The organism is Pseudomonas sp. GW-45, assembly GCF_056896675.1.
In genome coordinates this window covers 272,601-297,690 of record NZ_CM167674.1, presented here as the reverse complement: position 1 = coordinate 297,690, position 25,090 = coordinate 272,601, and the positions used below count along the sequence as shown (strand labels likewise).

The window sequence follows — 25,090 nt, the reverse complement described above, 5'->3', positions numbered from 1 at the left end:
TGTTGCGTTTCATTGCACCCCAAGCGTTCGTCAGCGTCGACTTGGTGTGCAATACGCCCTGACCTATCGCGATCAGGGCCGTGCCAGCGACGGTAACTCGCCACTCAGCCCCATGGCACGCCGCATGACTTGCGCTTTGACTAGTGGCGTCTGATCGAACAACGTCATACCCGCATTGCGCAGCCAGCGCAGCGGGAGGGCTTGCGCATGAAACAGCCTTTCAAAACCTTCCATCGCAGCCATCACTGCCAAGTTGCTGCCCATCCGCGCGCGCTCGTAGCGCTGCAGCACCGTCAGCTCGGCCAGGCTTTCGCCGCGCTCCAGCGCTGCATGCAGCACATCGCTGAGCTCCGCGGCATCAAGAAATCCCAGGTTCACGCCCTGCCCCGCCAACGGATGAATGCTGTGCGCGGCATCACCCACCAACACCAGCCCCGGCATAGCATATTGCTTGGCGTGCCGCTGGCGCAGCGGGATGCAGACTCGACGATCCGCCGAGAGCACTGGTCCCAACCGAGACTCGAGCGCCTCGGTTAATGCCGCGCAGAAGGCAACATCATCCAGCGCCATCATCGCGTCTGCCCGCTGTGGCAGCAAAGACCAGACGATTGAGCAGAAATGCTTCTCGCCCTTCGAGGGCAGCGGCAAAAAGGCCAGTGGGCCGCTGGGCAGAAAACGCTGCCAAGCGGTGTGCTGATGCGATTCGGACAACTCCACCGTGGTCACTAGGGCGTGATGCAGGTAATCCCACTCACGCATGGCAAATCCTGCTAGTTCGCGCAGCCGAGATCGCGCTCCGTCTGCCGCTATCACCAGAGGTGCACGCAGTCGCTGTCCGTCGGTGTCGTCCAGCCGCCAACCGGTGTCTTCACGCACCAGACCTTGTACTGTGACCTTTGGCAGTAGGGTTACGCGGCTGGCGGTAAGTTGCTGCAGCAGGGCATTTTGCACCTGGTAATTCTCGACAATATGCCCAAGCCGAGACTCACCCAACGACTGCGCATCGAAATGCACTTCACCCGTACCCTCTGCGTCCCACACGCACATGCTGCGATAGCCAGCGCCTGCACCTGTCGGCAGTCGCTGCCAAGCGCCCAACGATTTGAGAATGTGCTCGGATGCAGCGCTGAGCGCGCTGACGCGCGGATCAAATCCGGAGGCTGTGGTTGGCGCTGGAATGGACTCCAACGGCTGACTGTCCAACAGGCCAATGCGTAAACGGGTATCGGCCATGGCACAGGCCAACGCAGAACCCACCATGCCGGCACCCACAATCAATAGGTCGAAATCCTGTGTTGAGCCTGGCTGCTGCGCTGCTGTACTCATCCTTTCAACCCCATGGCCTGACGCGCGAAGACGGTTTTCAAGGGCGAGACTATGTCCATCCCCAATAGTCCAAGGTTGCGCCCGGCAGTCAACACCGGTCGCTGATTGCTAAACAGCCGCGTTAACCAGTCGCTCAAGGCAATGGTCTGACGCTGATCAGCCTGTTGCTGCTGCAAATAACGCTGCAACACGCGCAGATCACCAGGCGCCTGCTCCGGCTTAGCGCGTAGCAGGCAATCAGCCAGCGCCATGGCGTCGCGCAGCGACAGGTTAAAGCCCTGGCCGGCAATCGGGTGCAGGCTATGCGCCGCGTTACCCAATACCACTAGCCCCGAGCGCACCTGCTCTTCAGACTCAATCAAACTGAGTGGATAGCTGTGTCGCGCGCCCACTTTTTTCAGCGCGCCCATGCGAAAACCAAAAGCCGATTGCAGGCGTGCTAAAAACGCAGCGTCGGGCAGATCAGCCACCGCAGCCGCTTCCGCAGCAGGCAACGTCCAGACCAGTGCACTGCGGTTTTGCGACATCGGCAGTAGCGCCAACGGACCGTTTTCAGTAAAACGTTCGTAAGCCACACCGGCATGCCCATTGGCGCTGGTGATATTGGCAATAATCGCGGTTTGATCGTATGCGCGGCTCTGGCGATAGATACCCAATTGCTCAAGCAGACCAGAACGCCCGCCATCGGCGATGACCACCAAGTCCGCACGCTGGTGTGCCTCACCCTGTTCTGCCTCAAGCGCTAGCTGGTAGCCTTGCTCTGCGGCGGTAATTCGGGTTACCCGCGCTGGCGCTTGCCAGCTGACCACCGAATGATCCAGCCCGCCAAGCAAGGCTTCACCGAGCACCGCATTTTCAACTACATAGCCGAGCGCTGGAACGCCCTCGCGCTGTGCCGACAGGCGGGTGACGCCCGGATGACCCCGGTCGGACACGTGAATATGCTCAATAGGCTCAACGCGTTGCGCCAAAGCTGACCAGACGCCGAGCCGCTCAAGCAACAGCCGACTGCCATGCGATAACGCGGTGGAGCGCGCATCGTAACTCGGCTGGGCGCCAGCGCTGCCCGGCGGCTGAGCTTCGATCAACTGTAACTGCCAGCCACGCTGTTGCGCGTGCGTCTGCAATGCCAACGCCAGACTGGCACCCACCATGCCGCCGCCGACAATGCTGATCAGTTGACTCACGCGGGCTCGGCCTCAAGCTGGCGCGCAGCTGCCATAAGCGCTTCGATTTCGTCCGGGTCTTTGACCACTTTATCCGTTAATACTTGGCAGCCGGTCTTGGTGACGATCACGTCATCCTCAATACGGATACCAATACCACGCCATTTGCGCGGCACGCTATCGTCATCCGGCGATATATAGATGCCCGGTTCAACGGTCATAACCATGCCCGGCTCCAGCGCACGCCAGACGCCACCAACGCGGTATTCCCCAACGTCGTGCACGTCCATGCCCAACCAATGTCCGACCCGATGCATGTAGAAACGGCGATAGGCTTCAGTCGCAATCAACTCATCAACATCGCCCTTAAGCAGACCCAGGTCGACCAGGCCGGCGGTTATCACCCGCAGGCTTGCGTCGTGCGACTCGTTCCAGCTGCGATCCGGCCCTATTACGTCGATAGAGGCATACTGCGCGGCCAAAACAATGTCATAAATCGCACGCTGCTCTGGACTGAAGCGCCCGTTGGCCGGGAAAGTACGCGTGATATCACTGGCGTAGCAGTCCAGCTCACAGCCGGCATCAATCAAAATAAGGTCGCCGTCGCGAATCTGTGCCGTGTTTTCGGTGTAATGCAGAATGCAGGCATTGCGGCCAGCTGCGACAATCGAAGAGTAGGCTGGCGAACGGCTGCCGTGGCGCATAAAGGTGTACTGCAGCTCGGCTTCCAGCTGGTACTCGTACATGCCAGGCCGGCAGACTTGCATGGCACGCGTATGCGCCTCACAGGAAATATCCGCAGCGCGCTGCATGACCTTCTGCTCGCCCGCACTTTTGTACAGACGCATATCGTGCAGCAGGTGATCGAGGGCAACAAACTCACTCGGCGGCTGCGCACCCAAGCGTGCCTTGCTGCGAATTTGGTTGATCCAGTTGGTCAGGCGGCGATCAAACTCCGGATTAGCACCCATCGCATAATAAACCCGAGTGCGCCCTTCAATCAGACCCGGCAGAATGTCGTCTACGTCAGTAATCGGGAAGGCATCGCTGGCACCGTATTCGCTGACCGCACCTTCCTGTCCAGCACGGTAACCGTCCCACAGCTCGCGTTCTTTGTCTTTTTCGCGGCAAAACAGCACGTAATCGCCATGCTCACGACCGGGAATAAGAACGGCCACCGCTTCCGGCTCGGGGAAACCGGTGAGGTATTGAAAGTCGCTGTCTTGACGATAATTGTGTTCTACATCACGGTTACGCACATAGACAAGCGCGGCCGGCAGAATCGCAATACTGTTGGGTTCCATCTGGTTCATCAGTGCCTTGCGGCGGCGGGCGTAATCCTGCTTGCTGATTTGCATGAAGACCTCGATCAATGCAGTGATGCGGGTGGTGTGTCCTGCTCGGAAGTCGCTGGCTGGCATTCACTGAACACCATAAGTACCGCCATACGCACGTATTCCATCACTTCCATGAAATCGACCTCATTCGCCTCAGTCTCATCCAGATCAGTTTGTACCTGCGAGATGGCGACAAAATCACGTAGCACGCTGTCGGCTTCTTCGCTCAGCTCATCGCTGCGCTCGACCAAGCCAAACCCAGCCAGAAAACCCTCACACCACTGACCGAGCGTCTCGGTGCGGTGATCAATGGTGGCGTTGTCATCGGGTAGCACCAGATTAAGCTCAAAGCCGCTGCCGGCTAGCTCTGCCAGGCTCGCGTCATAAAGCTGAATTAGCGCCACCTTGCCGGCCTCGGACAAACTGCCAGAGCCGTCAAGCAGCTCATTCGCGACGGCCAGCCAAGTGGTATGGTCGAGTCGCGCGCCAGCCGAAAGGCGGCCAACCAAGTGGCCGTGCAACTCAGCCGGGCGACCTACCGCCCCCACATCGTTGCAGATCTCAGCGTAACGGTCATAGTCAAAAACGGCAGGGATCAAAGCCATAGTGGTTTCCGGGCCTCCTGGAAGTGAGAAACAGACACTGCTGCGGGTTTGGATTACAGGTATGCTATGACCTGTACGCGGACGCTCGAAGCAGATGAACTAATGTGAGTCTATTGTGCCTGCCCGGCAAGGTGGAAATCTACCGCCCCGCCGTCGGCAAGCCCAAACCGAACGCCCATTGCGCGAGGTTTGACCACCTTTCAGGCCGCCTCTATAGTGGCTCCACACCGGGAAGACAGAATGGCACCAATGGACGCACCCGATATCGACGTACTCACACAGCGTATCACCCAACTGATTGACCTCTGCGACCAGCTAAAATTGCAGAATCAACACCTGCTTGCGCAGGAGCGTCTATGGCGGGATGAGCGCGTACAGTTAATTGAAAAGAACGATTTGGCCCGTCAGAAGGTCGAAGCCATGATACTGCGACTCAAATCTCTGGAGCACGACTCATGAGCCAACCCCTGACCGTCACCTTATACATACTCGATAAGGAGTATCGTGTTAGCTGCCCGCCCGAAGAACGCAGCAACCTCGAGCAGGCTGCGCGACATCTTGATACCACTATGCGCGACATCCGCAACAGCGGAAAAGTCATTGGCGTTGAACGCATCGCTGTCATGGCAGCGCTGAATATCAGCCATGAAATGCTGACCGGCAATCACGATCAAAGCGGCGCTCTGAACGAGCAAAAGACGCAAATCAGCGATTTAGTTAAACGCCTCGATCAAGCACTGGAAAATCACCAGAACTGAATATTGCGCCAGCGATCATCTACTTCGCTGGCGGCCTTGCCACACCGAATACCAACCCATTTAAACAACAATCGGCCTATCGGCATCGAAGTCGAGTCGGGATTTCTGTATAGTGAGCAACATCCCTGGGGTGTTTGCCAGTCGGAGATGTCCCTGAGCCGATACTCCTGTATTAGGAGGCCACGCGTTGTTGCCAGTGTGCATGTCCGCATGACGGAAAGCCTGAGGCAGCGCCGTGTCCCCCACCTTGAACTTTCGGGTTCAAGGGCTAACCCGACAGCGGCACTCCGGGGACCTTTTTCATGACGCCCGACTCCCGTAAGCAACTACGCAAACAACTTCGCACTGCTCGTCAAAACCTGAGTCGAGGCGCCCAAAAACAGGCTAGCCGACGATTAGCACGGCGCATCGGCCAAAGCAGCCTGTTTACTCGCAGCCGCCATATTGCCTTCTATTTGGCGGCTGATGGCGAGATCGACCCCTCCCCGCTCATCGCGCGCTGCCGCAAACTAGGCAAACATTGCTACCTGCCGGTATTGCACCGCTGGCCGAGCACGCACATGAGTTTTCAGCGCCTGCTGCCGCAACAACGCTGGATACGCAACCGCTTCGGCATACGCGAACCAAAACCCAACCGCCGCTTGCAGATCAAGCCATGGCGTCTTGATCTGGTGCTGATGCCGTTGGTGGGGTTTGATGCGCAAGGGAATCGACTGGGCATGGGGGGCGGTTTTTATGATCGCACCTTTGCTTTCAAGCACCGCCGTTCTCACTGGCAGACGCCAGTGTTGATAGGACTTGCTCACGATTGCCAAAAGACCAGTTCATTACCCATAGCCAGCTGGGACATTCCGCTAGACGGTATAGTGACTGATCGGGAGCAGTTGCTACTGCGCCCTGGTCTACAGCGCTCTAAATTAAATCAGGGATAACGGGCGTCTACTTCACGCGCCGAGGACTTATCTAGGTAACTCTGGGTATATCCCGTTGTTACCACCCCTAAACCGAAAACTATGACCAAAACCCACAACATATCTGGTTTGCGTCGCACGCGTTGCCTCCCTCTGGATCCGGCAATCTATTATTAGTCCGTACGGCGTTTGAAGCTGGATCCACCCCAATGGATCTTGAGATACTTCAAACCTGCGTAACAGTGCGTTCCATTTAACCCCTTCAAAAAGCCTTGTCAAGGCTGGACACTAAAAGGAGTACCTAATGGCTTACTGGTTAATGAAGTCTGAGCCGGATAGTTTTTCCATCGACGACTTGCGTAGCGCCGGTCAAGCGCCATGGGACGGTGTCCGCAATTACCAAGCCCGCAACTTCATGCGCGACATGCAGCCGGGTGACAGCTTTCTTTTCTATCATTCCAGCTGCAAACCGCCGGGCATCGCGGGCATTGGCGAGATCGTTAGCGAACCCTACCCTGACCGAGCCGCGCTAGACCCAGAGAACCCATACCACGACGCTAAGGCAAGTGAAGATCGTTTACCTTGGGTGGCTGTGAACGTCACGCTATCAAAAAAGTTCCCGACACTATTGGCACTAGCTGACATCAAACAACTCAACGGGCTTGATGGGCTGCCCTTGCTGCACAAGGGAAACCGTCTATCAGTGATGCCGGTCACTCCCCAACAATGGGCGATACTGACAGCGGCAACCTAGCCTTTATCGAGAAAGCGACTCGCCAAACGACAACCGCTCCAAGCAAACTGGCCTCATTGACAGCATTGTGCTATCAGTACAGCTAGACACACAGAGTGCAGTCATGCCAGCCCGATCAGCCAAGCGCAATCCCAAACAGGCCTTCACCCTTATAGCCTTGCTGTTCGGGCTGCTGTTGGTTGCTATTTTTTATGTCTGGCAGGCGCTACTTGCAGCAGAACAGGCACAGGCACGCGCTCGCTTGCAGTTGGAAGCCAACAGTTTAGCCGCGCAGATAGAGGCGCGCTTTGAGCAGCAAACCGCCACCCTCGTTCGGTTAGCCCAACGCTGGGACTCCCAGCGCGAGAACCCACATCTTTGGCAGGCTGACGCTGATCGCTTATTGCGCGACTTCAAGAACTTCCAGGCTATCGAATGGTTGGATCGCGATTACCGTATGCGCTGGATTCAACCCTTGGTAGGTAACGAGGCGGCCATCAATTTCGCCTATAACAAGGACCACCCCAACTACCCCGTCCTGGTCAAAGCGCAGAGCAGCGGCACACCCCATTTGAGCAACACCTTCAAACTTGCCCAAGACGGCCAAGGGTTGGCCTATTACGTACCCCTCTACCGGCAGGGCACCACCGGCAACGAGTTTGACGGTTTCCTGATAGGCGTTTTCCGCGTCGAAGTATTGCTGGCAGATATGCTCCGAGATCTGCAGGCCAATCGCCTTAGCATCGAACTGGAAGAGCGCGGCAGAACCTTGGTTAACCGACCAACCAGCGACCAGCTAAGCAACAGCTGGAGCGTTTCCAGCCCAGTAGTGCTCGGCGAAAACCACAACTTTGCGCTGGTTGTTCACCCCACGCAGCATCTGCTCGATACCGCCACCACTCATCTGCCACTGATGATCATGATCAGCGGCGCACTGACCGCCCTATTGTTATGCTCATCACTGTGCCTGGCTGTGCTTGGCGCACGCCGCAACGAAGCATTGAAAAACACCAATCGCCAACTGCAAGCCGAAGTAGCGCGGCGCCAGGCTACAGAAGAGAGCTTCAAGCACAACCAGGCACGACTGAAGCTAATCATCGACATGACCGATCATAGCCACGATGCGCTATTCATCATCGGTCTTGAGCCACAAGAGCTGGTGTATTTAAACCGCACTTGCTGGCAGAGCCTTGGCTACAGTGAGGAAGAGTTGCTGCAATTAACCAGCATCGCCCCCAAAGACATCATGCCCGACGTTGCCAAGTGGATGCACTCAGTGAAGAAACTGATACATAACCAAGGCAACGCCATTTTTCAGCAACATGTGCGCAACCGCGCCGGCCAGCTAACGCCGCTGGAAATCAGCGTGCGACATTTGCGCCGGGTGGGGCGTGATTATTTGATTTGTGTAGGTCGCAACAATAGCGAGCAACTGGAAATAGCCGAGCGACTACAACGGCTATCCAATCAAGATGGCCTGACCGGCCTCTACAATCGCCGCTATTTTGACAAAACATTGCTCAGCGAATGGCGTCGCCTGCGCCGCGACAACATGCCATTGGGTTTACTGATGTTAGATGTAGACCATTTCAAGCGCTTCAACGACCATCTGGGGCATCAAGCCGGTGACGACGCGCTACAGCGTCTGGCTACCTCACTAAACAACTGTTTGATGCGCGAAGGCGACTGCGTCTGCCGCTATGGTGGTGAAGAGTTTGCGGTTATTTTGCCGGGTGCTGATCTACCACAATGCATGCATGTCGCACGGCGTATCCATGAAGCTGTCGGCCTGATGGCTTTGCCGCACCCGGAAACCAGCAACAAAAGCGGCCTACTCAGCGTCAGCATTGGCGCTGCCAGTCTGCAGCCCATGCCAGAGTGGAGCCCTCACGACCTGATCAAACAAGCCGATGACGCCCTGTATCGCGCCAAAGCGGAAGGGCGCAACCGTACCTGCTGCGCGGACCAAGACGAACAAACCTAACCGAGATACAAGCGGTAAGCTGGATTATCCGTTTCATCCCAATACTGATAACCGATACTTTCCAGCGCTTCCGTAACCAGATGCCGGTCCTGCTCCGGAACCTGCAATCCGGCCACTACACGACCATACGCGGCACCATGGTTACGGTAATGAAACATTGAGATATTCCAGCGCCCGCCGAGCTTATTGAGGAAGTTGAACAGCGCACCCGGGCGTTCAGGAAACTCAAAACGAAATACCACTTCATTCTTCACCTGTTCGGCATGCCCACCGACCATGTGCCGAACATGCAGCTTAGCCAGTTCGTTGTCGGTCAAATCCAGCACCGGAAAACCCTGATCGATCAGTTGGGCTACCAGCTGATCGCGCGGGTCCAACTCGGGGTGCGTCTGTACGCCAACAAAAATGTGCGCTTCGCTGCCGCTGTGATAGCGATAATTGAATTCAGTAATCGCGCGCTTGCCGATAGCCTCACAGAAGATTTTGAAACTACCGGGTTTCTCTGGAATGGTTACGGCCAGCAGCGCTTCGCGCTTCTCGCCAATTTCCGCCCGCTCAGCCACGTGGCGCAAACGGTCAAAATTCACATTGGCGCCAGAATCAATCGCCACCAGCACCTGACCGGTGCAACCTTCACGCGCCACGTACTTTTTGATACCCGCAACGCCCAGACAACCTGCCGGCTCGCAGATCGAGCGGGTATCGTCGTAGATATCCTTGATCGCCGCGCACATTTCATCGGTAGTGACGGTAATGACTTCATCCACGTAATGACGGCAGACCTCAAAGGTATGCTCACCAATCTGAGCAACCGCTACGCCATCGGCAAACAAACCGACCTGGCTCAGCACCACACGCTCATCGGCAGCCAGCGCTGCCTTTAGGCAGGCGGAGTCTTCCGGCTCCACACCAATGACTTTGATGTCCGGGCGCAGATACTTTACATAAGCCGCAATACCGGCAATCAACCCGCCACCGCCGACCGGGACAAAGATCGCGTTCAGCGGTCCTTGAACCTGCCTCAGTATCTCCATTGCCACCGTACCCTGGCCAGCAATGGTATCGGGGTCATCGTAGGGGTGGATGTAAACAAAGCCTTTTTCTTTTACCAGCTTCTGCGAATAGGCCAGGGCCTCATCAAAAGCATCACCATGCAGCACAACTTTACCGCCGCGCGCGCGAACGGCCTTGACCTTGATCTCCGGCGTAGTGCGCGGCATCACGATGGTGGCTTTTACGCCCATATGCCGCGCCGCAAAGGCGAGACCCTGAGCATGATTGCCTGCTGAGGCCGCTACCACGCCGCAAGCGCGCTGCTCGTCGGTCAGCTGCGCCAACTTGTTGTAAGCGCCGCGTATTTTGAAGGAGAAAACCGGCTGTAAATCCTCGCGCTTGAGCAATACAGTGTTACCCAGGCGCTCTGACAAAAAAGGCGCCGCGTGCACAGGGGTCTCGATGGCTACGTCATAGACACGCGAACAGAGGATCTTCTTTACATAGGTTTCAAGCATCGGTGTTTCCAACATGGGCGCTTCCAGCATCGGCGAGACGAGCTCGTTCCGGGTGAAAACAGCCAGTCTAGCGAATCCCCGCCTGCACGACTACACGCCACCCGCCGCAACCCCGTATAATCCGCCCTTTGCCAGCACGCGAGAGGAATCCAGCATGACCCAGGACGAATTGAAACAAGCCGTAGGCCAAGCCGCCGTGGACCGCCTGCTGCCCCACCTGGACGCCCAAAGCATCATCGGCGTCGGCACCGGCTCAACCGCGAACTACTTCATAGACGCGCTGGCCAAGCATAAGTTGGCGTTTGAAGGCGCAGTTGCCAGTTCAGAAGCCACCGCAGAACGCCTTAAAAGCCATGGCATTGCCGTGTATGAACTCAACAGCGTGAGCCATCTGGACTTTTATGTGGACGGCGCCGACGAAAGCAACGAGCGGTTGGAATTGATTAAAGGCGGCGGCGCAGCCCTGACCCGCGAGAAAATCGTCGCGGCTGTGGCAAAAACCTTTATCTGCATTGCCGACGATAGCAAGCTGGTGCCCGTGCTCGGCAACTTCCCGCTGCCGGTGGAAGTCATCCCGATGGCACGCAGTCATGTAGCGCGTGAGATCGTCAAACTCGGCGGAGATCCAGTTTACCGCGAGGGCTGCGTTACCGATAACGGCAACGTCATTATCGACATCTACAACATGTCGATCGTTGATCCGCAGCAGCTCGAAAGCGATCTAAATGCCATCGTCGGCGTAGTTTGTAATGGGCTCTTTGCAGCGCGCCCAGCAGATGTTCTGCTGCTCGGCACTAAAGCAGGTGTGAAGACACTCGAACGCAACTGAACCTAATTCAGTTGCCGGGCACGAAACGATAAAACAGGTTGGGCTCGCTGACTAAGTAGAGCCGCTGCTGCTCATCCATCGCCAGCCCTTCGGCTTGCGGGATAGTCTTTTGCAGGCCGCTCATGCCACGCCATAAGCCAAGCAAGCTGAGCGGCTCACCGGTCTCAGCGTATTCCACCACCATGTGTGAATCATCACTGAGCAACAACAGGTGACCCGTCTCATCGTGCATGCTTAACGACGATAAGTCATGCATGAACAAGCGCGGAGAGTCGGGCGATTTGAGTTCTTGAATCTGCACCGCCATAGGCTCGCCAGCGCGCGCATCAACGAAGCCACTGACCGATAGGACTCGCAGCGGGTCACGCTCTTTGACCACCAACAAGCGATGCTTGCGGCCATCCCATGACAAGCCCTCGAATCCTTTATTGCCATTAAGATCCAGACCAATGGCCAGACTCGGCGCAGCCGTCGTATTAACTTCAATAGCATCTTCCGGTACGTCCAGTACCAGCAGTCGTTGACTGCGCTCTTCGGCAACCACATAGCGGTTACCCGCCACGTGAGTCAGACCCTCCATATCCTGCACACCATTGATTCGCACTGTGCGCAACAACACCCCTTCAAGACTCAGCTCCACCAGCAGTGGCTCACCGTTAAGCACCGCGAATAAGGTGTTGCTCTCACGGTTATAGGTCAATGCCGAGACGTCGTCTTCCAGACCGATGATACGTTGCCCCTCAATATCAACGCGGTAATCGCCGAGTTGCAGCGCACCTGCTTGAGCGGGCTGGGCGCCCAGCCGCCATGCATGCCAGAGCAGGCTATCAAGGCGCAAAAAATGCAGCGCAACTGCAGCTAATAGCAACACTAGCAGCAGTCCTGCTATCAGCTTCTTCATGTGCATCTCTAAATTGGGGTGTTCAGCCCGCTATGCGCGTGTCGATCTGCAATTTACCGGGAATGGATAGCTGCAAGCGGTCACCTGGCTGCAACACGCCGACGCCCGCTGGCGTGCCCGTTATCACCACATCACCCGGCAACAAGGTGAACTGGGTAGCGATATGCTTGATCAACGTCAGAATGGGAGTGATCATCTGCGCCGCGGTGCCCCGCTGACGGCACTCACCGTTGATATCCAACTGCATACCAAGCTCGCTTAGCTCGCCCGCCTCTGCCGCTGGCACGAAGGGGGACAAAGGGCAGGCGCCATCGAAGCTCTTGGCGCGCTCCCAAGGATGGGCCTTGGCTTTGAGTTGATTTTGCAGTTCGCGCAAGGTCAGATCCAGCGCCAGACCCACACCGATAACGGCCGCGGCAGCATCACCGTCACTGACCTCACCCGATAGCCGCTGACCAATCAGCAGCGCGATTTCGGTTTCGTAGTGCACCGGGCCGCGATTCTGAATCAACGAAATTTCGTCACCGATAGGCACCACCGAGGTCGCCGGCTTTATGAACAACAGCGGCTCTGTAGGCACCGGATTATTCAATTCGCGCGCGTGCTCTGCGTAGTTACGGCCCACGCAAACGACCTTACCCATCGGCAAATCAACCGCCGAGCCATCCAGATAACGATGCTGATAGATCATGTTATTCCTCTGTATTTCAGATCGGGGGAGGCAGGGCACGGCAGTGCGCGCCCGCATGCAATGCTGTTCGGCTCAGGCGAAGATCTTACCCGGGTTCATGATGCCGTTCGGATCAAACACTGCCTTGATCGACTTCATCACCGCGATCTCAGCCGGGCTACGGCTGTAAGTCAGGTAATCGCGCTTGGTCATGCCGACGCCATGCTCGGCAGAGATCGACCCGTTGTACTTTTCAACGACTTCAAATACCCACTTATTGACGGTTGCGCACTTCTCGAAGAACTCATCCTTGGACAGATTATCCGGTTTGAGAATATTCAAGTGCAAGTTGCCGTCGCCAATATGGCCGAACCAGACGATTTCAAAGTCGGGATAATGTTCGCCGACGATGGCGTCAATTTCGTGCAGGAAGGCCGGCACTTTGCCGACCGTAACCGAGATATCGTTTTTGTAAGGCGTCCAATGTGAAATGGTCTCGGAGATAAACTCGCGCAGTTTCCAGAGATTCTGCAGCTGCTGGTCACTTTGACTCATTACCCCGTCCAGCACCCAACCCTGCTCAACGCAATGCTCAAACGTAGCCAGCGCATCGTTGGCGATATCGTCACTGATGGCTTCGAATTCCAGCAGCGCATAAAAAGGGCAGTCAGTTGCAAAGGGCGCCGGTACATCGCCACGGCCCATGATCTTCGCCATCGCCTTATCAGAGAAAAACTCGAAAGCAGTCAGGTCCAACTTATCCTGAAAGGCGTGCAACACCGGCATGATCGAATCAAAATCAGGCGTACCCAGAACCATCGCAGTGAGGTTCTTCGGCGCCCGATCCAAGCGCATGGTCGCTTCCACCACAAAACCCAGGGTGCCTTCAGCGCCGATAAAGAGTTGGCGCATATCATAGCCAGTGGCGTTCTTGATCAGGTCTTTGTTCAATTCCAGCAGCTCGCCAGTGCCGGTCACCACCTTCAGACCAGCAACCCAATTGCGGGTCATCCCGTAGCGAATAACTTTGATACCACCAGCATTGGTGCCGATATTGCCGCCAATCTGACTTGAACCGGCAGAAGCAAAATCCACCGGATAGTAGAGCCCCTGCTCTTCAGCAAACTGCTGAAGCTGCGCAGTGATCACGCCAGGTTGGCAGACCACGGTGCGGTCAAATGCGTTGAAATCGCTGATCTGATTCATGTAATCAAAAGACACTACAATCTCGCCATTGGCAGCGACTGCAGCGGCAGACAACCCCGTACGGCCACCAGAGGGCACCAGCGCCAGCTTCTGCTCATTAGCGAAGCGGACAATGGTCTGTACCTGTTCGACCGTCTTGGGGAAAACGATCGCTAGCGGTGCAGGCTCAAAGTGTTTGGTCCAGTCCTTTCCCCAAGTGTTGAGCGACTCGGCGTCAACCCGAACCTTGTCAGGCTCTACCAGGGTTTTGAGGGTATCGATCACGGCTTCTGGGGTCATGGTGGGCTCTCAAACAAAATTCATGCAGCGCCTGAGTACATTTCATGCAGCGACAGGCATCAAAAAAGGCAGATTATGCTAGCATACGCGGCTTCCGAAACAGGACACTTCTGTCGGACAAAATCGCAAACGGTTTTGCTCGGCTCTTCTTAATCAGCATTCGGGTAACTGACACCATGGCCAAAACCTCGCTGGACAAAAGCAAAATCAAGTTTCTGCTCCTCGAGGGCGTACACCAGACTGCCGTCGATACATTAAAGGCAGCCGGTTACACCAACATCGAGTATCACGCCGGCTCTCTGCCGGAAGAGCAGTTGAAAGAAGCCGTTGCCGATGCACACTTCATTGGCCTGCGCTCGCGCACCCAGCTTACCGCCGAAGTATTCAGCCACGCCCATAAGCTGGTGGCTGTTGGCTGTTTCTGCATTGGCACCAACCAGGTTGACCTGAACGCCGCGATGGAAATGGGTGTAGCCGTATTTAACGCTCCCTACTCCAACACCCGCTCGGTCGCCGAACTGGTACTGGCCGAAGCCATTCTTCTGCTACGCGGCATTCCAGAAAAGAACGCAGCCTGCCACGAAGGCGGCTGGATGAAGAGTGCCACTAACTCCTACGAGATTCGCGGCAAAAAGCTCGGCATCATCGGCTATGGCTCGATCGGCACTCAGCTGTCGGTCCTGGCCGAAAGCCTGGGCATGAAAGTGTACTTCTATGATGTGGTCACCAAACTACCTTTAGGTAACGCGACCCAGGTCGGTTCACTGACCGAACTGCTGGGCATGGCCGACATCGTCACCCTGCACGTACCGGAAACGGCAGCCACCAAGTGGATGATGGGCGAAGCGGAAATCCGCGCCATCAAGCAAGGCGGCATTTTGATCAACGCCGCCCGTGGCACAGTAGTGGATATCGATGCACTGGCCGCGGCCCTGCGCGACAAGCACCTTAACGGCGCAGCGATTGACGTATTCCCGGTTGAGCCACGCGCCAATGGCGACGAGTTCATCAGCCCGCTGCGCGAGTTCCAGAACTGCATCCTGACGCCGCACATTGGTGGCTCCACTATGGAAGCTCAGGCCAACATCGGCCTGGAAGTAGCCGAGAAGCTGGTACGTTACAGCGACAACGGCACCTCCATCACCTCGGTCAACTTCCCGGAAGTGGCATTGCCGTCACACCCTGGCAAGCACCGCCTGCTGCACATTCACGAGAACGTGCCAGGCGTCATGAGCGAGATCAACAGCGTGTTTGCCGCGAACGGCATCAACATCTGTGGCCAGTTCCTGCAGACCAACGAGAAGGTCGGTTACGTAGTTGTCGATGTCGACGCAGACAACTCCGACCTGGCGTTTGAGAAGATACTGCAGGTCAAGGGCACCATCCGCGTACGGGTTTTGTTCTAAAAAAGCCTGATAGCGCGGTCCACCGCGCTGCAGTGATAAAAGGGGCGCAACTTCGGTTGCACCCCTTTTTTGTTAGGGCAGGCGAATGCACCCCATTGCGCCCGCTGTCATACGCTGGAAACCTGACGCTGGTTCAATGGCGCTTCCACTCGCCAACCGGCTCACACCATGTCTGCCATTCAGTCTCTCACTGCCTTGCTCAAGCCGGTCGATCCGCTAAGCCCTGAAATGACCATCAGTGATGTCGCCGACCAGTTACTGCTGCCCGACTTCAAGGCTTTCCTCTCCCTGCCGGTCGTTGATAAACAGCAGCGCCCGCTTGGTTTGGTCAGCCGTTACCGCCTGCAGGATATCTTCATGCAGCGCTTTGGCCGCGATTTGTGGGGTAAACGCTCAACAACCGAGGCTGCCAACCCAGATTCCTTGGTAATCCCACTCAACACGCCGCTAGACGAAGCCGCGCGCATCGTCACAGCGCAGCTGCAATACCCCATTACCGAAGACTTTATCCTGGTCGACGAGGCGGGGCGCTATCAGGGATTAGGCACGGTACTGGATCTGCTAAAAGCCATGGAGAGCCGCATAGACCAACGTAATCGCGCGCTCAACCGCGCACTCCGCGAGCTGAAGAACTCACAAGCACACCTGATTCAATCAGAGAAAATGGCGTCACTAGGCCAAATGGTGGCCGGAGTCGCGCATGAGCTGAATACGCCGCTGGGCTATGTGAAAAACAATGTGCAGCTGTTGCGCGACCTAGTGCAGCCACTACTGGAGCTAGCCGAAGCGCAGGCGCAGCTAAGTCAGTGTCTGAACGACCCCAACACACCCACTGATACAGTCGAAGCGGTGTTCGCCCGCGTACAAGATGCCACCGAGCTGGCCTCCCCCGCGACCTTCGAGGAAGACTTCACACCGCTGGTGGATGACACCCTGTACGGGCTGGAACAGATCGGCGAACTGGCTGTGAGTCTCAAGGACTTTGCCCGCCTGGACCGCGCCATGAGCGAAGACATCGACCTGAACGAATGCGTGCGCAGCGCCCTGGTGATCGCGCGCAATAGCTTAAAAGACAAAGCGCAAGTGGTTACTCGCCTCAGCGATGAATTGCCATCCATCACCTGTACGCCATCACAAATCAACCAAGTGCTGTTGAACATGCTCACCAATGCAGCGCAAGCCATGCGGGGCAGCGGCCAGATTTTGATCAAGAGCTGGGCGGATACCCAGCGTGCCTACATCTCAATTCAGGACAACGGCCAAGGCATCCCGAAAGCCATTCAGCAGCGCATCTTCGATCCTTTCTTCACCACCAAGGCAGTGGGCGAAGGCACCGGGCTGGGGCTGGCAATTAGCTACAAAATTGTGCAGCAACACGGCGGCAATATCCGCTTTGCTTCCGAGCCCGGGCGCGGCACGCGCTTCGTTATCAGCTTGCCGCTGAGCCAACCCGCATCACTGCAACGGCAGCCGCAGCCTCGGCTGCCGCTACAACGGAGCGCTTGATATGACCACGGCCGACCGCGTAAGTATCCTGTTTGTAGATGATGAAGAGCGCATTCTGCGTAGCCTGTCATTGCAGTTTCGTCGTCAATATCAGGTTATAACGGAGTCCAATCCTGCTCGGGTAATGGCGCGCCTGGAGATCGAACCGGTCGACATCATCGTCAGCGATCAGCGCATGCCCCAAATGAGCGGCAGCCAGTTGCTTAGCCAGATACAACAGGCCTACCCAAACAGCCTGCGCATTCTACTCACCGGGTACTCCGACCTGGATGCCGCTGTCGATGCGCTGAACAGTGGTGGCATTTTCCGCTACTTGACCAAACCTTGGGAACAGCAGGACATGGCAGACACGCTCGCGCAGGCCGCCGAGATTGTCCGCCATCGGCGCCGATTTCTGGCCCAGGCACCCGTCGCGGTTCCGACGCCTGCGGTTGCGGCTCAACGCGTTCGCCTGTTGTTAATTGATGACGATCAAGAAACCCTGTTACTGAGCCGCGACATTTGTGGGCGCCTCGGCGTGCAATTGCTGGCAGTCAGCACACTGGATGGGGCTTTAGCCAAGTTAAACGAAGAGGAAATTGATATTTTGCTCAGCGATATCCGCCTGGGCAATGACGATCTGCGTCCACTACTGATGACGTTGGCGCAAGCTCATCCGCAATTGCTGAGCATTGTAGTGACGCCTTTTCAGGACACCCAGCTGCTGCTCAAACTAATTAATCAGGCACAAATTTTTCGTTATCTGCCCAAGCCAATTCGGCGCGGCATGCTGGAGCGGGCGATCAAGACCGCAGTGAATCAGGTAGAGGAGGCTAGGCTGCAGCCCAGCGTACCCTCACTGCGCCAAGCTGAGGCCCCGCGTGCGGCCGAAGAGCAGAGCCGGGTGAGCAACTTTATGGGCATGCTCGGGCGCTTGCGGCAACGCTTAACCGCTTGAACCGGCTGCACACGATCTTTTTATACAGCCAAAAGCGCAACCAGCTGCTCAATCTCATCCTCGTTGAATACTTTTACGCCTGCGCGACGCAAGGCGGCAGCAGTGACGCCTTCTCCCGTGACCCGAGTGCCGTTGAAGTTGCCATCGTAGTTTTCATGATTGCCGCAGGAAGGACTGCGCGCTTTGAGTAGCGCAAAACGAATGTTGTGGCTTGACGCCAGCTGCACGGCGCGGTCGGCGCCGCGCACAAAAGCGGCCGTTACATCATCCCCGTCTACGGCCAGCACTGGCAGCAGACCGTCAAGTACCGACGCTCCCTGCCCACCGGGGATCTCAGCCGGGGGCCTTGGTGTCGGTAAGCCACCCGCTACTTCTGGACAAACGGCAACCACTCGACCCTCGGCCTGCCAACGCAATAACTGCTCCTGCGGATCGAAACCGCCACCGTCATAGCGCACCGCATGACCTAACAGGCAGCGGCTAACCAGGATTTTTTCCATTGCAACGTCATCCATTCTTAGAGCAAGGCGCTTTAGTCTAAGCCCGCTACGGCGTTCAACGCAGCAGCGGATTGTCCGGGCGGCGGCGGAACCAACCAGCCAAGCTCGCCCTGTCTTTGCCAGCAGCCAACACCTCGTGTTCTATGTCCGCGCTAGCGAATACGGCCACCGTACCGGCGCGCGGCGGAAAATCTCGCACCCCTGAATCCAGATGCAGCCGCAATTCACCGCCGTCACCTGGCTGCCAGTGCTGATTTAGATAAGCAACCACCGACACCGCACGCAAAGGGCTATTTTGAAAACGATCCAGATGCCTTTGGTAGCCAGCGCCCGGCGGATACAGCGCAAAGTGAGTTTCAAAGCTATCCAGCCCCAGGAAAAGGCTGCGATTTAATGCTCCGCGCAGGGTATCCATCAGCGCCAGATAAGTGGCATTGGCCGCATGGTGTGGGCAGTCATCCAGCCAACGGGTGTAATCACCGCGAATTTCCGGCACAACTGCTTGATCGCCGCCTCGGCCGATAGCGGCTGGGGTCAGGCGGTCCTGCTGCCAAAGCGCGCGGCACTGCTCAGCCAGCGCCTGCACTAGCGGCCCAGGTAGCAAGTTGTCCTGCACGGACCAACCGCGCTCAGCCAACTCGTCAGCTATCAGCTCATAACGGCTGACCGACACCTCGGGGAACTCGAACATGGCAGTGATACTCGAAGAGGGAACGCCGGCCTGTCAGAGGCCACAGCAGAGAGTGCGATAGGCTTACTACAGAGAAGACCGTATTCGCTCCGCCGCTCATTGCGCGTCTAGCGGGTCAATCCGAATAAGCGGTCGCGGGCATTGTAAGTCATAGCAACTCTCTGGCAAGATTTTCCGCGCGGGCAGCTGCCCGCACGTCATTACAAGAGGCTTTTATGCGTCACACCCTATTTTCAGCCGTTCGCACCACACTGATGAGCGGTTTATTGGCCATCAGCATCCCCGCATTCGCCAATACCAATGAGCTGTACCAAGTCTCCGGCATGCAAACCCATCAGGAGCACTTTCAGCAAGCCTTGAAAAAAGCGCAACAGCGCTATGCAGCCCAATTGCCCGCATCCGTCGCTGAGAACCTGAAGAACAAGAGCAACGAGCGCTTTGAGTCAGGCCGTATGCATGCTCGAGCGGCCGCCACGCTGCAGGTTAATCTGAACGACAGTGAGCTAGAGCAAGCGTTAACGTTCTACCGCAGTGATCTGGGTCAGCAGGTAGTCACTGCAGAAACCCGAGCCACCTCACCAGCCGAGGTTAGCGCCATGCAAAATGGCCTGCCGGTGATGCAGGCCAGCGCCGAACGCAAAGCCACTATCGACCGATTGGCCAAGCAATTACCGGCCCTGGACATGGGCGAAGAAGTTTCAATGGCGCTAGCCGGCATGGCGACTCAGAGCGCCAACCAAATGCTCGGTGGGCTGTTCCAGATTCCCGAAGGGCTGGCCACGCAGCAACGCGGCGCACTACGCTCACAAATGGAGCCGAACTTGCCGCAGACCCTCTTGTACGTTTACCGCGACCTGGATGACGCACAACTCACCAGTTATGCAGACTGGAGCGAGTCGGACAACGGCCGCGCTTTTTATAAAGCCGCGAACGCTGCTGCGCATGACGCACTGAATCCCTGATTCAGCTGAGGCACAAAAAAACGGGACACTAAGCCAAGTGTCCCGTTTTTATTTTTAGCATCAACCTATCCAGTCAGACGCCTTCATCCAATAGCCAGCTACCCGCCTAAACGCGGCGCCAGCCACTCCAGATATTGCTTACGTAGCTTCTGGTGCTCATTGGCCAAGTGATGCCGCGCCTTGGGCAAGTAAAGCGTATCCGGCTCGGCAAACTTGCTTTCCAACACCTTAATGTTGTGCTGCCAGTCCACAGTACCGTCATCCTGACCTTGAATAATCAAGGGTTTGTGAGCCACGCTGCTGGCACTCTCGATGCGCGGAATCCAGCGTTCCAGCGCCTGCACCCAAGCCACCGGCAATACCTGTGGCTGCAGCGGATCGTGAGTACGGATGAAATCCAGAAAAGCCTGATCACTGGAGTTATCGGTGAACTTGCGACCCAGTTGCTGCACAAAACCGCCCAGCAGGCGCAGCCCCATCTGTGAGAATCCCCACTGCCGTGGCCGCACCAACGGAGCCATCAGAATGGTTTCGCCCAGCTCTTGCGGCAGTGGGCCGTGCAACAGCCGATCAATTAGAATGGCGCCGCCGGTGCTCTGCCCAAGCATGTGCCAAGGCGCCGGCAACTCCCAGAGCATCGCCTGCTCAAGAACACCATCAAGCACCTTCTGATAGCGCATAAAACAATCAATACTCGCGCGTTCGCCACTGGACAGACCGTGCCCCGGCAAATCGAACGCCAATACGGCGAAATGCTGCTGCAACGCCCACTCAATCAAATGCCGATACAAGCCCATATGGTCGTAATAACCATGCAGAATCAACAGAGTGCCGCGAGCAACCGGTGGCTTCCATATTTGTACCGCGACACTGAATCCATCCACCTCAATGCGCCCGAGATGCTGGGCCGAACGCTCGCTGAAGTCGATCCCGTAATAACCAGCATAACGACGCGCAGCCGCATCCACTGCCCGGCCAGGTTCAAGTGCCGGCAGCTGATCAACAAAGGAAGTAATAAAAGCCTGGTCCATTCAATGTCCAGCCAGAAAAAGGGATGCAAGCCCGCAACAGCGGCCTAGACGGCTGCGCGGCCCCACAGAATTCCACGTTATGAGCATGATTTGCAACCGATCATCGTGTAACATTCTGGCTCTCCAAATTCCACGTCCTGGTGCGCGATGCGCGCAGGTTATCAGCAGAGTGAGGGTTGCCCCATGACAGACCGCGTCCAAGTTGGCAGTTTACAAGTTGCCAAGGTTCTCCACGACTTCATCAACCAGCAGGCCATTCCGGGCACCGGCGTCGACGCCACCGCCTTCTGGGCCGGCTTTGAAGCGCTGATCAACGACTTGGCGCCGAAGAACAAAGCCTTGCTGGCCAAGCGTGACGATCTACAGGCTCAAATCGACGCCTGGCACCATGCACACAAGGGCCAAGCCCATGACGCTGCTGCTTATAAAACCTTCCTGCAGCAGATCGGTTACCTGTTACCCGAGCCCGAAGATTTCCAGGCCACCACCGCCAACGTCGACGAAGAAATCGCCACCATGGCCGGCCCCCAGTTGGTAGTCCCGGTGATGAATGCGCGCTTCGCTCTGAACGCAGCCAATGCTCGCTGGGGCTCACTCTACGATGCCCTCTATGGCACCGACGCCATCTCCGAAGCAGACGGCGCAAGCAAAGGCCCTGGTTACAACGAAATCCGTGGCAACAAGGTTATCGCTTTCGCGCGTGACTTCCTCAATCAGGCAGCCCCGCTGGCGAATGGTTCCCACGTTGATTCAACGGCTTACACCATCAAGGACGGCCAACTGAGCGTCGCTCTTAAAGATGGCACCCGCACAGGCCTGAAAGATGCCGCCCAGTTTATCGGTTTCAATGGTCCTGCTGACGCGCCCACCGCCGTACTGCTCAAGCACAACGGCCTGCATTTCGAAATCCAGATCGACGCGACCACCAACGTCGGTCAGACCGATGCGGCTGGCGTAAAAGACGTACTGATGGAGTCGGCACTGACCACCATCATGGACTGCGAAGACTCCATCGCTGCGGTTGATGCCGACGACAAGACCGTCGTCTACAGCAACTGGCTGGGCCTGATGAAAGGCGATCTGGCGGAAACCGTCAGCAAGGGCGGCAGCAACTTCACCCGCACCATGAATCCCGACCGCGAGTACACAACCCCCGACGGTTCAAGCCTGTCTCTGCACGGTCGTTCACTGCTGTTCGTGCGTAACGTTGGCCATCTGATGACCAACAACGCCATTCTCGACAAGAGCGGCAATGAAGTGCCTGAAGGCATCATGGATGGCGCAGTCACCAGCCTGATAGCGCTGCACAACCTGAATGGCAACACCAGCCGCAAGAACACCCGCACCGGTTCGGTCTATATCGTAAAGCCGAAGATGCACGGCCCGGAAGAAGTCGCCTTCACCAGCGAGCTTTTCGGCCGCATCGAAGACATGCTTGGCATGCAGCGCAACACGCTGAAAGTCGGCATCATGGATGAAGAGCGTCGCACCACAATCAACCTGAAAGCCTGCATCAAGGCTGCCAGCGAGCGTGTAGCTTTCATCAACACCGGCTTTCTGGACCGTACCGGCGACGAGATTCACACGTCAATGGAAGCAGGCGCTTTCATTCGCAAGGGCGAAATCAAAGGCGCAGTCTGGATTGGCGCCTATGAGAACAACAACGTCGACATCGGTCTGGCGACTGGCCTGAAAGGCCGTGCTCAAATCGGCAAAGGCATGTGGGCCATGCCCGACCTGATGGCCGCCATGCTGGAGCAGAAAATCGGTCACCCAATGGCGGGCGCGAACACTGCCTGGGTCCCTTCTCCGACTGCCGCCACCTTGCACGCCTTGCACTACCACAAGGTGAACGTGGCTGAGCGTCAGGACGAACTGGCCAAGCGCACTGCAGCTTCTGTCGATGACATCCTGACCATCCCGCTGGCTGCCAGCACCGACTGGTCCAAGGAAGACATTCAGCAGGAACTGGACAACAACGCTCAGGGCATCCTTGGCTATGTTGTGCGCTGGATTGATCACGGCGTTGGCTGCTCCAAGGTGCCAGACATCAACGATGTGGGCCTGATGGAAGACCGCGCGACTCTGCGTATCTCCAGCCAACACATTGCCAACTGGTTGCGTCACGGCATCTGCTCGGAAGAGCAGGTCATGGAAACGATGAAGCGCATGGCTGCAGTGGTTGACCGTCAAAACGAAAACGACCCGGCCTACAAGCCAATGGCGCCAAACTTTGACGACAGCATCGCCTTCCAGGCCGCCGTTGAACTGTGTGTCGAAGGTACCAAGCAGCCAAACGGTTATACCGAGCCGGTTCTGCATCGTCGTCGCCGCGAGTTTAAAGCCAAGTTCGGCCAGTAAGCCCGCAGCGCAGCACTGAAAGACCCGGCCCCGCGCCGGGTCTTTTCGTTTCGGGAGGACAGAAAAAGAGAGTGGCACGCTATTGGCCGTCATTGAGAAAAAGCGCATCATCCGCGCCAATTCGTATTTATCGCAGTGCACAGTCAATAACGGGGATGTGGCGCGTGGAAAGAATCGAGCCGGTTTTCAGTAAAAAAGAGCAAGGCACCAGCGGCCTGTACGCAAGCCGGAAACACGCAGAAAAGAGCCGCAAAATAACGCGCCCCGCGGTACTTGAGATGGAAGGCAGGTTATCTCTGGCCAATTGCTGGCTATATCACGCGGCCTTCAACCTCGATCTCTTTATGCTGTTTTACGCGCTAGCCTATTACCTGCTGCGCCACGACCCGTTTTTATTACTGCTGAGCATATCGATCCTCTTCCTGCTCAACTGCTGGGTCAGTCTCGCCCTGGTTATCAGACGCACCCGAGACATCGGCTGGTCTGCTTGGTGCTGCTGGCTGTTTGCCCTGCCACTCATTGGCGAGCTGTTCATGCTGTTTATCGCCCTCAAACCCGGACAGCGTAAAAGCAACAAGGCCGGACGTCCGAATCCGTCTTACAGCAAGGCACAGCATCGGAAGATAGCTGCTCTTGCCGTCCTCAACACAGTTCTGGTGGTATCACTACTGATGCTCTTTCAACCGCAAATCCAGGACGCCGCGCGCATCATCGCGACGGCATTCCTTGAACTCATTAGCAGACGATAAAACCGACCCCAGCTGAACCCTTAGGCAACAACGAGCTCCAAACTCAAGCAAAGCGAATTGATACGGGAGCACGCACAATGAAGTACATCTTTGAAGTACACATCAAGGAAGGTTTTCACGCGGAGGATTATGCCGACGCCTGGGTTCGCGCCAGCCAATTGATTCAGCAAGCACCTGGCGCTAAAGGTACCGAGCTACATCGCAAGATAGGCGATCCGCGCACGTTGATCGCCATTGCCCATTGGGAGAACAAGACTGACCGCGATGCGATGGAAGGCAAGCCCAGCGAAGCAGTGGCAAAAATCATCAAGGGAGCCGCGCGCTTCTGCGATATCCGTTTTATTGGGGAGTTTGATGAGCCGGAATGGGTGGTGATGCCGCCAGCAAGTTGATCGCCGCGTAGCGCGACTAGCTGAACAGACTAATCACTCACTCAGCTTCATTCTTCTTGTGCCCACGCAAATTGAGCACAAACAAACCGACCTGCAGGGTAATCAGGGCGTAAGCTGCGGTGTGCCAACCCCAAACGATCCACAACAGGTTGCTGAAAATAAAACAGCAGAACCCCCAGTTGCGTTTACGCCGAACTTGCGAACCAACCAACCAGGCGGCGATCAGTGTCGTCACCATCGCCGGCCATTGCAGCAGGTCTATCAATGTATCCATGTCCATAATGAATGGACATGGATACTGCAGCAGCGTTCCGTATCCGCCACTGCTTAACTATGCCC

General features: G+C 56.7%; 25 protein-coding genes and 1 other RNA gene. 14 read left to right on the top strand and 12 right to left on the bottom strand.

What is annotated here, in order from left to right; all coding sequences use genetic code 11:
* Nucleotides 1-72: 72 nt before the first annotated feature.
* Genes AC1XYH_RS01315 through AC1XYH_RS01300 form a run of 4 tightly spaced genes read right to left on the bottom strand, consistent with a single transcriptional unit; the run spans nucleotide 73 to nucleotide 4,434 of the window.
* Complete coding sequence (locus tag AC1XYH_RS01315) at nucleotides 73-1,326, bottom strand: FAD-dependent monooxygenase (protein WP_483324874.1); 1,254 nt, start codon at nucleotides 1,324-1,326, stop codon at nucleotides 73-75.
* Nucleotides 1,323-2,480: a 2-octaprenyl-6-methoxyphenyl hydroxylase gene (ubiH, locus tag AC1XYH_RS01310; RefSeq protein ID WP_483326273.1), complete on the bottom strand. Its 1,158-nt coding sequence runs from the start codon at nucleotides 2,478-2,480 to the stop codon at nucleotides 1,323-1,325. The genes AC1XYH_RS01315 and ubiH overlap by 4 nt, the downstream gene beginning before the upstream one ends.
* A gap of 29 nt (nucleotides 2,481-2,509) precedes the next feature.
* Nucleotides 2,510-3,850, bottom strand: a complete 1,341-nt coding sequence (pepP, locus tag AC1XYH_RS01305; protein WP_483326272.1) for a Xaa-Pro aminopeptidase — start codon at nucleotides 3,848-3,850, stop codon at nucleotides 2,510-2,512.
* Nucleotides 3,851-3,861: 11 nt separating this feature from the next.
* On the bottom strand, nucleotides 3,862-4,434 hold the full coding sequence (locus AC1XYH_RS01300) for a UPF0149 family protein (protein WP_483324873.1): 573 nt from the start codon (nucleotides 4,432-4,434) through the stop codon (nucleotides 3,862-3,864).
* Nucleotides 4,435-4,674: 240 nt separating this feature from the next.
* Here AC1XYH_RS01300 and AC1XYH_RS01295 point away from each other — a divergent pair, with 240 nt between their 5' ends.
* From AC1XYH_RS01295 to AC1XYH_RS01270, 6 genes are all read left to right on the top strand, one after another.
* The gene (locus AC1XYH_RS01295) at nucleotides 4,675-4,893 is read left to right on the top strand and encodes a TIGR02449 family protein (RefSeq protein WP_483324872.1); all 219 of its coding nucleotides are present in this window, start codon (nucleotides 4,675-4,677) and stop codon (nucleotides 4,891-4,893) included.
* Nucleotides 4,890-5,192: a cell division protein ZapA gene (locus AC1XYH_RS01290; RefSeq protein ID WP_483324871.1), complete on the top strand. Its 303-nt coding sequence runs from the start codon at nucleotides 4,890-4,892 to the stop codon at nucleotides 5,190-5,192. The genes AC1XYH_RS01295 and AC1XYH_RS01290 overlap by 4 nt, the downstream gene beginning before the upstream one ends.
* 119 nt (nucleotides 5,193-5,311) lie before the next feature.
* Nucleotides 5,312-5,490: non-coding RNA, 6S RNA (gene ssrS, locus AC1XYH_RS01285), on the top strand.
* A gap of 4 nt (nucleotides 5,491-5,494) precedes the next feature.
* Entirely contained in the window at nucleotides 5,495-6,124 is a 630-nt protein-coding gene (locus AC1XYH_RS01280) for a 5-formyltetrahydrofolate cyclo-ligase (RefSeq protein WP_483324870.1), read from the top strand.
* 283 nt (nucleotides 6,125-6,407) lie between these two features.
* The gene (locus AC1XYH_RS01275) at nucleotides 6,408-6,857 is read left to right on the top strand and encodes an EVE domain-containing protein (protein WP_483324869.1); all 450 of its coding nucleotides are present in this window, start codon (nucleotides 6,408-6,410) and stop codon (nucleotides 6,855-6,857) included.
* Nucleotides 6,858-6,960: 103 nt separating this feature from the next.
* The gene (locus AC1XYH_RS01270; RefSeq protein WP_483324868.1) at nucleotides 6,961-8,820 is read left to right on the top strand and encodes a sensor domain-containing diguanylate cyclase; all 1,860 of its coding nucleotides are present in this window, start codon (nucleotides 6,961-6,963) and stop codon (nucleotides 8,818-8,820) included.
* Here the strand turns inward: AC1XYH_RS01270 and ilvA are convergent.
* The gene (ilvA, locus tag AC1XYH_RS01265; protein WP_483326433.1) at nucleotides 8,817-10,331 is read right to left on the bottom strand and encodes a threonine ammonia-lyase, biosynthetic; all 1,515 of its coding nucleotides are present in this window, start codon (nucleotides 10,329-10,331) and stop codon (nucleotides 8,817-8,819) included. The two genes, AC1XYH_RS01270 and ilvA, sit on opposite strands and share 4 nt — an antisense overlap.
* 154 nt (nucleotides 10,332-10,485) lie before the next feature.
* On the opposite strand from ilvA, the gene rpiA reads away from it, so the two are divergent.
* Nucleotides 10,486-11,160 (top strand): ribose-5-phosphate isomerase RpiA, encoded by a 675-nt coding sequence (gene rpiA, locus AC1XYH_RS01260; protein ID WP_483326432.1) that lies wholly within the window; start codon nucleotides 10,486-10,488, stop codon nucleotides 11,158-11,160.
* 7 nt (nucleotides 11,161-11,167) lie between these two features.
* On the opposite strand, the gene AC1XYH_RS01255 is transcribed toward rpiA, so the two are convergent.
* The 3 genes from AC1XYH_RS01255 to AC1XYH_RS01245 all read right to left on the bottom strand — a co-directional run bounded on the left by AC1XYH_RS01255 (nucleotide 11,168) and on the right by AC1XYH_RS01245 (nucleotide 14,216).
* Nucleotides 11,168-12,061: an SdiA-regulated domain-containing protein gene (locus AC1XYH_RS01255; protein WP_483324867.1), complete on the bottom strand. Its 894-nt coding sequence runs from the start codon at nucleotides 12,059-12,061 to the stop codon at nucleotides 11,168-11,170.
* A 22-nt stretch (nucleotides 12,062-12,083) separates the two neighbouring features.
* Nucleotides 12,084-12,752 (bottom strand): fumarylacetoacetate hydrolase family protein, encoded by a 669-nt coding sequence (locus AC1XYH_RS01250; RefSeq protein WP_483324866.1) that lies wholly within the window; start codon nucleotides 12,750-12,752, stop codon nucleotides 12,084-12,086.
* 72 nt (nucleotides 12,753-12,824) lie between these two features.
* Nucleotides 12,825-14,216, bottom strand: coding sequence for an FAD-binding oxidoreductase (locus AC1XYH_RS01245; protein WP_483324865.1), 1,392 nt, complete (start codon nucleotides 14,214-14,216; stop codon nucleotides 12,825-12,827).
* Nucleotides 14,217-14,392: 176 nt separating this feature from the next.
* Here AC1XYH_RS01245 and serA point away from each other — a divergent pair, with 176 nt between their 5' ends.
* The 3 genes from serA (at nucleotide 14,393) to AC1XYH_RS01230 (ending at nucleotide 18,065) form a co-directional block, all read left to right on the top strand.
* Nucleotides 14,393-15,622 carry a phosphoglycerate dehydrogenase gene (gene serA / locus AC1XYH_RS01240; RefSeq protein ID WP_483324864.1) on the top strand — a complete coding sequence of 410 codons (1,230 nt, stop codon included), beginning with the start codon at nucleotides 14,393-14,395 and terminating at the stop codon, nucleotides 15,620-15,622.
* A 168-nt stretch (nucleotides 15,623-15,790) separates the two neighbouring features.
* Entirely contained in the window at nucleotides 15,791-17,128 is a 1,338-nt protein-coding gene (locus AC1XYH_RS01235) for an ATP-binding protein (protein ID WP_483324863.1), read from the top strand.
* Nucleotide 17,129: 1 nt separating this feature from the next.
* Complete coding sequence (locus tag AC1XYH_RS01230; protein WP_483324862.1) at nucleotides 17,130-18,065, top strand: response regulator; 936 nt, start codon at nucleotides 17,130-17,132, stop codon at nucleotides 18,063-18,065.
* Nucleotides 18,066-18,085: 20 nt separating this feature from the next.
* On the opposite strand, the gene AC1XYH_RS01225 is transcribed toward AC1XYH_RS01230, so the two are convergent.
* On the bottom strand, nucleotides 18,086-18,565 hold the full coding sequence (locus AC1XYH_RS01225) for a 2-thiouracil desulfurase family protein (protein ID WP_483324861.1): 480 nt from the start codon (nucleotides 18,563-18,565) through the stop codon (nucleotides 18,086-18,088).
* A gap of 55 nt (nucleotides 18,566-18,620) precedes the next feature.
* Complete coding sequence (locus tag AC1XYH_RS01220; RefSeq protein ID WP_483324860.1) at nucleotides 18,621-19,256, bottom strand: 2OG-Fe(II) oxygenase; 636 nt, start codon at nucleotides 19,254-19,256, stop codon at nucleotides 18,621-18,623.
* Nucleotides 19,257-19,471: 215 nt separating this feature from the next.
* Between AC1XYH_RS01220 and AC1XYH_RS01215 the strand changes: the two genes are divergently transcribed.
* Nucleotides 19,472-20,218 (top strand): DUF2059 domain-containing protein, encoded by a 747-nt coding sequence (locus tag AC1XYH_RS01215; RefSeq protein WP_483324859.1) that lies wholly within the window; start codon nucleotides 19,472-19,474, stop codon nucleotides 20,216-20,218.
* A 98-nt stretch (nucleotides 20,219-20,316) separates the two neighbouring features.
* Here the strand turns inward: AC1XYH_RS01215 and bipL are convergent, their stop codons facing one another.
* The gene (bipL, locus tag AC1XYH_RS01210; protein ID WP_483324858.1) at nucleotides 20,317-21,249 is read right to left on the bottom strand and encodes a phospholipase BipL; all 933 of its coding nucleotides are present in this window, start codon (nucleotides 21,247-21,249) and stop codon (nucleotides 20,317-20,319) included.
* 183 nt (nucleotides 21,250-21,432) lie between these two features.
* Here bipL and AC1XYH_RS01205 point away from each other — a divergent pair, with 183 nt between their 5' ends.
* From AC1XYH_RS01205 to AC1XYH_RS01195, 3 genes are all read left to right on the top strand, one after another.
* Nucleotides 21,433-23,610: a malate synthase G gene (locus AC1XYH_RS01205; RefSeq protein WP_483324857.1), complete on the top strand. Its 2,178-nt coding sequence runs from the start codon at nucleotides 21,433-21,435 to the stop codon at nucleotides 23,608-23,610.
* Between the two features lie 164 nt (nucleotides 23,611-23,774).
* The gene (locus AC1XYH_RS01200; protein WP_483324856.1) at nucleotides 23,775-24,359 is read left to right on the top strand and encodes a DUF805 domain-containing protein; all 585 of its coding nucleotides are present in this window, start codon (nucleotides 23,775-23,777) and stop codon (nucleotides 24,357-24,359) included.
* A gap of 77 nt (nucleotides 24,360-24,436) precedes the next feature.
* The gene (locus AC1XYH_RS01195) at nucleotides 24,437-24,751 is read left to right on the top strand and encodes an antibiotic biosynthesis monooxygenase family protein (protein WP_483324855.1); all 315 of its coding nucleotides are present in this window, start codon (nucleotides 24,437-24,439) and stop codon (nucleotides 24,749-24,751) included.
* 37 nt (nucleotides 24,752-24,788) lie between these two features.
* On the opposite strand, the gene AC1XYH_RS01190 is transcribed toward AC1XYH_RS01195, so the two are convergent.
* Nucleotides 24,789-25,025 (bottom strand): hypothetical protein, encoded by a 237-nt coding sequence (locus tag AC1XYH_RS01190; protein ID WP_483324854.1) that lies wholly within the window; start codon nucleotides 25,023-25,025, stop codon nucleotides 24,789-24,791.
* Nucleotides 25,026-25,090 lie beyond the last annotated feature (65 nt).